At 43.1% G+C, this 11577-nt stretch carries 5 protein-coding genes and 1 pseudogene; 3 read left to right on the forward strand and 3 right to left on the reverse strand.

Features of this window, described 5'->3' with window-relative positions:
- Positions 1-65: 65 nt before the first annotated feature.
- Entirely contained in the window at positions 66-1040 is a 975-nt protein-coding gene (locus M8998_RS01925; protein WP_249990306.1) for an SMP-30/gluconolactonase/LRE family protein, read from the forward strand.
- Between the two features lie 32 nt (positions 1041-1072).
- Here the strand turns inward: M8998_RS01925 and M8998_RS16320 are convergent, their stop codons facing one another.
- The 3 genes and pseudogenes from M8998_RS16320 to M8998_RS01940 form a co-directional block, all read right to left on the reverse strand.
- A complete protein-coding gene (locus M8998_RS16320; RefSeq protein ID WP_249992416.1) occupies positions 1073-1339 on the reverse strand; it encodes a pentapeptide repeat-containing protein in 267 nt (88 codons plus the stop codon).
- Between the two features lie 156 nt (positions 1340-1495).
- A pseudogene (locus M8998_RS16325) lies at positions 1496-1687 on the reverse strand (hypothetical protein); the annotation flags it as partial.
- Between the two features lie 172 nt (positions 1688-1859).
- Positions 1860-5996, reverse strand: coding sequence for a hybrid sensor histidine kinase/response regulator transcription factor (locus M8998_RS01940; protein WP_249990307.1), 4137 nt, complete (start codon positions 5994-5996; stop codon positions 1860-1862).
- A gap of 243 nt (positions 5997-6239) precedes the next feature.
- On the opposite strand from M8998_RS01940, the gene M8998_RS01945 reads away from it, so the two are divergent.
- A complete protein-coding gene (locus M8998_RS01945) occupies positions 6240-8132 on the forward strand; it encodes a family 16 glycosylhydrolase (protein WP_249990308.1) in 1893 nt (630 codons plus the stop codon).
- A 232-nt stretch (positions 8133-8364) separates the two neighbouring features.
- On the forward strand, positions 8365-11568 hold the full coding sequence (locus M8998_RS01950) for a SusC/RagA family TonB-linked outer membrane protein (protein ID WP_249990309.1): 3204 nt from the start codon (positions 8365-8367) through the stop codon (positions 11566-11568).
- Positions 11569-11577 lie beyond the last annotated feature (9 nt).

Genomic DNA, 11577 nt, shown 5'->3' on the forward strand with positions numbered 1-11577 from the left:
GTAAACTTATCGACAGCCAACTACAATGAACAGATATGATTAAATATGCTTTTTCGTTTTTATGTATGCTATTCGCTATAGTAGCTACAGGCCAGACCTACCCAACATTAGGGAAAATCGATACCTATGATAACTCTTTTGCGCACATTGTGGCATCGGATCAGAAGATAGAAATATTAACAGATAGTTTGAAATGGGCAGAAGGACCAGTTTGGGTGCCTGAACAGGGCTATTTACTATGTAGTGATCCCACGCGTAATACGATGTACAAATGGAGTTCAAAAGACGGTGTGCAAGTATTCCTATCACCTTCGGGTTATACCGGTTTAACGCCCTATAGTGATGAGCCCGGCTCAAATGGATTACTCATCAATCATGAAGGAGAACTGGTAGCCTGTGAGCATGGTGACAGGCGTATTACACGGATGCCATTAGACAAAGGAGGCAAGGTCACGGTGGCGGATTCTTGGGACGGAAAGCGGTTTAACTCCCCCAATGATATTTGCCAGCATAGCGACGGGAGTTATTATTTTACCGATCCACCTTATGGTTTGCCAGACGGGGATTCAGATGTAGCCAACAGGGAAATTAATCAAGATGGTGTATACAAAGCTTCTTCAGATGGTACCGTAATCCAAATCATCGCAGATGTAAAGAAACCTAATGGAATTGCACTATCGCCAGACGAATCCATTTTGTATGTTGGTTTAAGTAATCCAAAAAAACCTTACTTACTAGCGTATCCCTTAAAAGAAGGCAAGATCAATGGATCCGCTCAAGTTTTATTTGATTTTAGTTCACAGTTTCCGGAGGATGGAGCAGCACCAGACGGTTTTAAAGTCGACGCTAACGGAAATATCTTTATAGCTGCCGGAAAAGGCGTCGTAGTGATAGATAAAACTGGGAAACTTTTAGGTCGTATTCACACCGGTGTTTCCACCGCAAATTGCGCTTTCGGAAGTGATAACTGGCTATACATTACTGCTTCGAACTACTTACTTCGTGTACAACTTCTTGATCAATCTATTAAAATGCAGTAAATCAGAACGATCAAGCCTGAAAACGAATAGGATTAGATGTTGTAGTCAATTATAATTTTGTGTCTATCCAAAAGCCCTTCCAGATTCATCACAGAAAATTTAGCATTTTTTATTTTAGAATCGGAAGGATCGATGGAGAAGTTTCGCGCCGTTCTAAGATCTGCTTTCTCTAGGTTTGCACCCGAGAAATTGGCGAGCTGTAAGTCACAATCTTTGAACACCGAACCGGAAAGATCAGCGTTTGAAAAGTCAACTTCTTTTACACTACATCTCTCAAAAAGTGTTTTTTTTAATTTCATGCTATAAAAAACACTAAAATCCAAGTAACTGTCAGAGAATGACATCGAAAAAGCAAAGGTATTGCACCTGCTAAAATCGATGCCTAAAAGTTTGCAACTGATAAAAGTTGCATTTCTAAAGCCGGTGTCCGACACTTCAGTCATCGTGAAATTACACTGTTTAAAAGAACAATCTTCAAAAGTATTCCCTTGCAAGTCGCTCTTCGTAAAATCACAATTCACGAATGTACACTGCACAAATTCCCTGTTTCGAAGTATCTTTTGCTCGTAATTTATTCCACTGAACGTCTTTTCTTCATGCGTGATGATCTCCTCCATACAGTGGCTAAGATACATTTTTGGAGACATAATATAAGCAAGAGATGAGCGTCTTTACGAGAAGGAGGCACGACGACGACCACCGAAGGCAGCTCCGAAGGAAGCCAATCGTATGTTTGTCAAATTACTAACTTGCCCAACTATTTTTTCTTCAAATGATTCTCTATTGCACGATGCATTGTGTTTTTAAATTAATTCATGATCAAATTGTTAAGCGATGATTTTTCCGAAGTGCATCGTATTTCTTTTTAAACTCAGAAGGTTTCATTCCAAAAACCTTTGAAAACTGGGTTCGGAAATATTTAATATCGTTGAAGCCCGCGGCAAAGGCAGCCTCACTCACATTAGCATCGGTCTCGATCAGCAGTTGAGCAACCTTTCTAAGTCGTACGAAGCGGATAAATTCATTGGCTGACTTACCGGAAATAGCCTTAATGCGTTTGTAAAAGTTGGAGTGGCTCATGCCAATCTGCTCAGCCAGCTCTTTCACACTGAAGGTTTCCTGATCGAGGTTCTCTTCCACGATAGCAATGGACTTTTCTAAAAATGCGCGGTGTTCTTTGGAGATTTTGTGATTCGTTTGTTGCAGCGTGATCTCATCGTAAAAATAACGCTGTAGGTGACTGCGACTTTGAATGAGGTTGTTTACACGTGCGATTAATAACTCCCGCTCGAAAGGTTTGGTTACATAATCATCTGCTTTTCCTTCCAATCCTTTCAGCTTGATGTCGGGAGAGTTACTGGCGGTTAGCAAGATGATGGGGATATGGCTCAACGCAGGAATATTTTTGATATGTTGACAGAGATCAATGCCAGACATACCACCCATCACCACATCACTGATGATGATATCTGGAGGCGTTTGCTCAATCAAAGAGATCCCCGTTTCAGCGCAGTCTGCTTCACGTATCTCAAATTCGTTGTGAAACATCTTGCGGAGGTATTTTCTAATTTCCGCATTATCATCCACCACCACCATGGCCTTTTTGTCGGTGACCACGTTTTGGTAATCTCGAGTTAGCTCTTGTGCTGTGATATTCGAATCGTTACTCACATTGGTCGCGTTCTCCACAACAGCATTGTCGTTCGATGCTTTTCTCGCGGAGCTCGTTGCTATATATTCGTCAATGCTCGCGCTGTGCTCTACCACATCTTCGAAAATCGTAAATTCCGAAAGATGTGCTTTTCCATTTTGCAGCAAAATCTCGAACTGTGTTCCCGCAGGGAAATGCGGACGATGCGCGATACTACCTTTGTGAGCAGATATGAAGCTTTTTACTAAGAAAAGACCGATTCCAAATCCACCTTTATTGTTGCTATTGCCAATGTAATCTCGCTCGAAGACATGGAAGACTTGATCTTTATGCTGATTCGCAATGCCACACCCGGTATCGATCACTTGAATCGAAAAATCAACAGAACGATAGTGTAATGCAATGCGAATGCTGCCGCCATTTGGCGTGTATTTGAATGCATTACTAATCAGGTTGAAAAGGCAAATTTCCATCTTTTCTCGATCGACCAAAAGCAGATGGTGGTTAATGTTACTATCGAATACGTAGTGAATGTGCTGCAACGTAGCCTGCTGTTGGAAACAGGTAAACACTTCTCGTGTAAGACTCACAATATCGGCTTGTACAAGGCGCAATCGATCCATGCCACTCTCAGTCTTCCTAAAAAGGAGCAGCTTATCCACCAAATTGAGTAGACGTTTTGAGTTGCGGTACACCCCTTGTATATCCTCCCGATCGATGTGATTTTCTGGTTCACTGCTCATTTCTTTTAACGGGTTGACGATAAGCGTCAACGGATTTCGAAACTCATGAGCGATGTGCGTAAAAAATGCGATTTGCTTCTCGTGTAGCTCTTTCTTCTTCTCCGCATTCACTTTTGCAAGATCAATTTCGTATCGTAATCGTATTTGCTTGCGGTCGTATCGAAGATAGGCCACGATGCCGGTTGCAAATAAAGCTAAATAAGCTAGATACGCCCAGATGCTACGCCACCAAGGCGGAAGTATTATAATTTGCAATGTTTTTTTCGAATCACTCCAAACACCATCTGCGTTGGTGGATTTAATGCGCAGGGTGTATTTCCCTTCTTTAACATTGGTGTAATTGGCCGTCTTTAGATTGTCTACATAGTTCCAATCCTTATCCCACCCATCCAAATAGTAAGCGTATTTGATTTTGGTAGGGAAGGAGTATTCGAGCGCCGAAAAATGAACGTTGAGTACCGCATTACTAAATGGAATAGTAAGTTTCTCGATATGATTTGCCGAACTGTAAGATTTTGATTCGGTAAATTGATTCGTGGGTTTATTGTTAATATTCAACGCCGTAAATACTACTTTGGAATTACGCTGAAGCGATTTCAATTGCGTCGGGTGAAATAGATTAAAGCCGTGAATACCTCCAAAGGCGAGGCTTCCATCTGGCAACTTTATAGCCGCATTATAGCTGAATTGATTGCTCTGTAACCCATCAGAATCATAATAGTTGGTGAATATTTCCGATTTAGGATTGAAATTCGATAATCCGTTGTAAGTAGATAGCCAAAATGTGTCCGTGTTGTCTTTTAAAATATTCAGCACCGTGTTACTTGGCAGCCCATTTTTTTCAGAGTACCGTTTGAGTTTGCAAGTTGACTTTTCGTAACGGAGTAATCCACCGCCTTCAGTAGCTAGCCACACGTATCCGTCGTTGTCGGTAAAAATGTCTCTCACCGGGAAATCCGTATTGATCACTTTTTGCTCGCCCGTCTTGAAGTTGCGCATCGTTACCGTAGACCAACTGCCAAACCACATCACTTCAGGTGCTTCTTCAAAAATGCTCAGCACATCAATGATATCGTTTGTTTTCACTTCAAATTGATCGGTGACAGCGTTATAGCAAAATAGTCCGCCGCCATGGATAGTACTAGCCCATATTCGTTTTTGACTGTCTTCAAAAATCTTCCAAGTAGCCGAATACACTCGATTGTTTTTGGGCGAAAAACAGATATACTGTTTAAATGTGCCGGTTTTTGGATCTAATCGGTTTATGCCACCTCCGTACGTAGTTGCCCATACAAAACCATTTTCGTCCGCTAATATGCCCGTAATAAAGTTGTTATTAAGCTTTCCTGTATGTGTGTTGTCGTCAGCAGCATAATGTGTGAAGGATTGTTTTTTTCGATTCCAATGCATCATCCCGGCACCATCTGTTCCAATCCAGAGGTCGTTGTTTTTGCCATTGGCAAAAGACAGAATGAAATTTTTTGCATTTTGCCGATCTGTCGCAGAACCAGGCTGAATGAGGTGGAATCGGGCTAACCTGTTATCCACCACGTGGATGCCGCTCCTGAGTGTTCCGATCCAATTTCGTTGCATCTGGTCGATGTACATGCTGTACACCGTCATACTTTTCATCCAGTTTGTATTTTTTTGATATTGTTGGAATTGGTTTGTCCTTTTGTCAAATTCGATGATTCCTTTCCCTTCTGATCCCAGGAAAACCTTCTCATATTTGGCGTATAGCGCGGTGATTTCAAACGGTACAAGAGTCGGATCTATCTGGTATGTGCTATATGCTTTTTTACGGAGATCAAATTCGTAGAGTGTATGTCTGTTTTCGTTAGATGCCACCCAGATAGACCTGCCATTTTCGTCCACTTTTATACCGACGCTGTTTTTAATCTGATCGTCTACTACCTCCAACGCATTGCTTTGCGGATTCAATCGACAAAGTCCATGATTATGGATAAATACCCAAATTTCATTTGCACTGGTGGACACCACACCCTGTGCGTTGTAGTCTAGGTTTTTTTGCCCATTGCTCAGTTGTAGTGGGATTTTTGTGGCCAATGGTTGATCATTTTCTGTGTTTACCTGTAGCAAACCATGGAGGGATGTCGCCGCGAGGATTCCATGCGTAGCCGAATAAGCGAGTTGATTGACGCTAGCAGATATCGTCGTATGATCAGATCGGAAAGGCAGATAATCTTTCCATCTAACACGTTGAAAATGGGTGTAATCAGCATCCAATTTTGCGAAACCAGATTTACTTGCCACCCATAATCTGCCGTTAGCATCCTGCGAAATGTCAGTGATCCGATTATCTGGCAAAGAAAGACGGTCCTCCGGTTGATTTTTGAACACCATGAATTGATCACCATCGAAGCGGTTAAGGCCATCGAACGTACCGAACCACATAAATCCATCACTATCTTCGAATATGGATGTGACATTGTTATTGGACAAACCTTGCTCGATGCCAACGTAGCGGATTGCTGGATTGCTTTCAGCTTTTACGTTCGATATCGCCGTCGCGAATAAAAATAGGAGTATCAAAATGTTCATTAGGTGGTTAGTCTTTCAGACAAGAAGCTTCATAGCACTTCCCTTGAATAAATATAACTTTAATAAAAACTTAAAGCAAATTTAACGCAAAGAATATGTGTTACATCGAACGGCTAAAAAACAAAAAGGGTCGTTAAAAATGCTATAATAGGCAGTATGTACCCTTGTTTTGGTGAATTTGACCCTCTATGAGAAATGCCGATAGTATAATTTTGTTTTATACTCAACCATAATATACTACCTATGAATAAGAGCTTCATCTTAACCTGTTTTGTCTTTCACTTTATGGCGATCTGCTATGCCCAAAACCAGCACTATCAATTGGTTTGGTCGGATGAATTTGAAGGAACAGGCGCGGTCGACCTCCGTACTTGGAATTTTGAAAAGGGTTTTATGCGCAACCACGAAGACCAATGGTATCAGGAAGAAAATGCTTTTGTTAAAAATGGCGTTTTGGTGATAGAGGCCCGACAAGAGACCAAACGCAATCCAACTTATGAAAAAGGGAGTACCCAATGGTCAACATCGCGAGAAAAAATTCAATACACTTCTGCTTCGATCAATACTTCTGGCAAAAAAGCATGGAAGTATGGACGATTTGAAATGCGTGCAAAAATCCCTGTCGGGCAAGGAATATGGCCTGCCTTTTGGACTTTAGGCGTAGACCGCGAATGGCCATCTAATGGAGAAATTGACATTATGGAGTACTACCAAGGCAATTTGCTGGCCAATATCGCCGTAGGAACGAATCAGCGTTGGAAAGCAGAATGGCACAACGGCAAAAAGTCGGTAGCCGATTTAGGAGGAGATCAATGGGCGTCGGAGTTTCATGTGTGGCGGATGGACTGGGACGAGCAGGAGATTGCACTATATGTGGATGATGTCTTGATGAACAAAGTTTCGCAAGAAAAGCTTGCTAATAAAGATGGATCCGGATTTTACCCTTTCAAACAACCCCACTATATGCTCTTGAACTTGGCTTTAGGTGGCGATAATGGTGGAGAAATCGACAATTCGCTGTTGCCTGCCAGGTATGAAATCGACTACGTACGTGTGTATCAAAAGGATGCGGGAGACAAAGCAAAAGTGGATACGCAAAAGGCATTTCATCCCGGAGAATTGTGGTTAGATCAAAACGGAGAACATATCAACGCGCATGGTGGTGGTGTGCTGCATCACGATGGTACCTATTATTGGTATGGAGAAAAGAGAGGTGGCAAAGAATCTCAGGGCGTAACCGTGTATTCGTCTAAAGACTTATATCGTTGGAAATCAGAAGGATTGGCATTGACTACCTCAAGTGATACCACCAGTCCGATCACGCGTGGAAGTATTATTGAGCGCCCGAAAGTGATCTACAATCAAAAGACCAAGAAATTCGTGATGTACTTCCACTTAGAACTCAAAGGGCGTGGCTACGAGGCTGCTTATGTAGGATTAGCCACCAGCGATAATCCTACAGGACCATTTACCTATCATAAAGCTGGTCGTGTCAACGCGAAGAAATGGCCTTTGAATATGTCTACATCCCAGCGTAAATCACGTGTTACGACAAAAGATCATCCGGATTGGTGGACGCCAAGCTGGATGGAAGCCATCAAGGGCGGACTGTTCGTACGGCGAGATTTTCAAGGAGGCCAGATGGCGCGCGACATGACTTTATTTGTCGACGACGATCAGAAGGCCTATCATGTCTATTCATCGGAAGATAATTTGACCATTCATATTGCTGAACTCACCGAAGATTATCTCGGCTACACGGGTAAATACATTCGCGTAGAACCAGGAGGGCATAATGAAGCGCCTGCTTTAGTAAAGAAAGATGGAAAGTACTTCATGGTTACCTCAGGTTGCACGGGTTGGGAGCCCAACGCGGCACGTTTGTTAACTGCTGATAACATGCTTGGTGAATGGACGCTCCACGACAATCCTGCCCTAGGATCTGGAGCAAATAGGACATTCGAATCTCAAAGTACACATATACTTCCAGTGCAAGGCAAAAAGGATACATTCATCTTTATGGCAGATCGGTGGAATCCGAAAAATTTGAAAGATAGCCGGTACATTTGGTTACCTATCGAGTTTAATGCCGACGGATTATTGTTCTTCAAATGGCACGACTCATGGAATTATTAAATGAACTAGCCAATGGGTAAAAATATGCTCTAAAAAGCTTCTGAGTAAGTTGGAAAACGAATTCACCCCTTTTTAAATATGAAAATGCCCACGTTGTGGGCATTTTTTTTAGAGAGATTTGTCGATAACTAATCGATCCAAGCCAGTGCACACGACAGTGTGTACCACAATGAACCTAATACCATCGGCTACTAATCGATAAGAAAAACATAAATCTTAATTACCAGAAGAAATGAGAAAAAATCGTAACCTCATTAAAAGCATCTTATTGATGTTTTTTGTGATCGCAGTTGCACTCCACCACGCCCATGCACAAAGCAGGCAAGTGAAGGGAAAGGTAACTGCTGAAGGAGCACCGCTGGCGGGAGTGTCTGTTCAAATACAGGGCACACAGCAGGGAACAGCCACCAATGAACAAGGACAATTTAGTATCACGGTTACCGCAACGGACGCATTGATCATCACCGCGATGGGATATCAACGGCAGACGATCAACTTAGCCGACCAAACGGCTGGTGCAAATGGAGAATTTACGCTCAATGTAGAGATGCTGACCTCAGGCGGAGACGCATTGGAAGAAGTAGTCGTTGTAGGTTTTGGAACACAGAAGAAAACCAACTTAACCGGCTCCGTGGCCATTGTAGACGCAAAGCAATTGGAGAACAGACCTGTTCAAAGCGCTGTGCAGGCATTACAAGGCTTAGCGCCAGGACTAAACATATCACAAAACAGCGGTTCGTTGGAGGGCGGGGCTTCGATCAACGTTAGGGGATTGGGTACCATCGGCAGTTCATCTTCATCTCCACTCGTATTGATTGATGGATCTGAAGGTTCGCTTACAGCATTGAATCCGCAGGATATTGAAAGCATATCCGTACTAAAAGATGCAGGTGCTTCATCTATTTATGGGTCGAGAGCTGCATTTGGGGTAATTTTGGTCACTACCAAATCAGGAAAAGCGGGTACTACGGTGGTCAATTACAATAATAGCTTTCGTGCCAATTCGCCGACAACCTTACCGCAGATGATGGATTCCTATACTTTCGCACAATATTTTAACCGCGCAGCTGTCAATGGTAATAGCGGCCTGGTATTTAGCGAAGCACATTTACAACGCATTCTGGATTATCAGAACGGAACGATTACGGGTTCTACGATTGTAGACCCCAATAATTCTTCCCGTTGGGGTGAGGGCTATGCCTATGGTAATGATAATGTGGATTGGTTTGATGTGATGTACAGAGATCGCGCATTCAGTCAGGAACACAACCTGAGCTTGAACGGTGGTTCTGAAAAAACGACGTACTACCTTTCTGGAAATGCCATGAGACAAGGTGGGATGATGGCGTTTAATACCGATCATTACGATCGCTACGCCGTTTCCGCTAAGATCAATTCACAGGTTTCCGATTATGTGACAGTAGGTTACAATGCGCGCTTGGTACGGGAAGATTATACCCGTCCGGCCAACCTGACCGATGGATTTTATGACGATTTGGGTCGCCAGGGTTGGCCTACTTTGCCATTGTACGATCCGAATGGATACCTTTTTAGTTCGCCTTCTCCCGCATTAGGCATGCGCGATGGAGGAAATGACAAATCGACTAAGGATTTTATATTTCAGCAATTGCAATTAACCCTAGAGCCCATTGCAGGCTGGAAAACGGTCGGTTCCATCAACTACCGTACATCCACACAATTCAGACATTGGGATTCGCAGCAATTGTATAATTACGATGTGAACGGCGAGCCTTATCTCTTCAAACAAGCGTCTAACGTATACGAATACGGATGGAAAGAAAACTATTATAATGCGAATGCCTACTCCGAGTACGACAAGTATTTAGGCAATCATCATATCAAGGGGATGGTCGGTTTTCAGGCCGAGTGGACAGGTTACCGTAGTCTTGGCGCACAGCGTAATGGAATTATTGCACCCAATCAACCGGTGCTTGATTTGACCACCGGTACAGATCCAAACGGTGAGCTAGTAGTGCCCATTGTCTCTGGGCAATATCAAAACTGGGCAACAGCAGGTTTCTTTGGCCGGGTGAATTACGATTATCAAGAGAAGTACCTGTTCGAAGGAAATCTCCGTTATGATGCATCGTCTCGTTTTCGTCAAGGTAGCCGTTGGGGCTGGTTTCCTTCGGTATCTGCCGGATGGAATATTTCGAAAGAATCCTTTTTTGAAAACTGGACAAGTACCGTCAATATGTTGAAGTTCCGTGCTTCTTACGGTGAGCTGGGGAATCAGACTACTAATGATTGGTATCCTACATATGTTGTTATGCCAATTGGTGTAACCAATGGCGGATGGTTGTTAAACGGTACTTCGCCAAATACGGCCAGTGCACCGGGATTAGTGAGTTCATTCCTAACCTGGGAATCAATCAACACGGCGAATATCGGTGTAGACTTTGCCTTATTGGATAACCGCTTGAACGGTTCCTTTGAGGTATTCTCTCGCAAAACATTAAACATGGTGGCAGATGCGCCAACATTGCCTGCTACATTGGGAACAGGAGTTCCTCAAAGCAACAATACCGATTTGAAAACAAGAGGTTTCGAAGCTACTATTGGTTATAACGATCGCACTGCTGGTGGCTTTGGCTACGGCGCTCGATTCCTACTTTCCGATTACCAGACTACAGTAACTCGGTTCAACAACGAAGCTGGGCAATTGAGTCGGTATCGTGCCGGACAAAAGTTAGGCGAAATATGGGGATATGAGACGATCGGCATAGCGAAGACACAAGAAGAAATGGATGCTCATTTAGCGACATTGCCAAACGGCGGCCAAAATCGTATCGGACAGCAATGGGGTGCCGGAGATATCATGTATAAAGACCTTAATGGTGATGGCGTTATCGACTGGGGAGATGATACAGAAGGAAATCCAGGAGATAAAAGAGTGATTGGTAACAGCACACCGCGCTACAGTTTTGGTTTCAACTTGAATGCAGATTACAAGAACTTTGATCTCAGTTTATTTTTTCAAGGCGTAGGAAAAAGAGACTTCTGGCAAGGTGGTTATTATTTCTGGGGAGCGGTATCCAATCAGTGGTGGTCTACTGGTCTCACTGAGCATGAAGATTTTTTCAGACCTGAAGGTGATCCAATGGGATCAAACTTAGACGCCTATTATGCCCGACCAGCTTTTAACACAAGCAGAAATCAGCAGGTACAAACGCGTTATTTACAAGATGCTTCCTACCTCCGTTTAAAGAATTTGATGCTAGGCTATACGTTGCCGGCCGGTACTATGGACCGCTTGGGCATTTCCAAAATGCGCGTTTACGTATCTGGTGAGAATGTCTTTACGTTTTCGAAAGTTTCCAATGTATTTGACCCGGAGACGATTGATGGAGGTTCAAACGGAACGGTCTATCCATTGAACAAAGTGTGGTCGGCAGGTCTTAGTGTTACGTTTTAATTAGGGATA

It is taken from the genome of Sphingobacterium sp. lm-10 (assembly GCF_023554555.1).
GTDB lineage: Bacteria > Bacteroidota > Bacteroidia > Sphingobacteriales > Sphingobacteriaceae > Sphingobacterium.

Excerpts from the sequence above, each read along its gene's own strand:
- M8998_RS01925 (WP_249990306.1), top strand. The coding sequence starts at position 66 with ATGCTATTCGCTATAGTAGCTACAGGCCAGACCTACCCAACATTAGGG.
- M8998_RS16320 (WP_249992416.1), bottom strand. The coding sequence starts at position 1,339 with ATGAAATTAAAAAAAACACTTTTTGAGAGATGTAGTGTAAAAGAAGTT.
- M8998_RS01940 (WP_249990307.1), bottom strand. The coding sequence starts at position 5,996 with ATGAACATTTTGATACTCCTATTTTTATTCGCGACGGCGATATCGAAC.
- M8998_RS01945 (WP_249990308.1), top strand. The coding sequence starts at position 6,240 with ATGAATAAGAGCTTCATCTTAACCTGTTTTGTCTTTCACTTTATGGCG.
- M8998_RS01950 (WP_249990309.1), top strand. The coding sequence starts at position 8,365 with ATGAGAAAAAATCGTAACCTCATTAAAAGCATCTTATTGATGTTTTTT.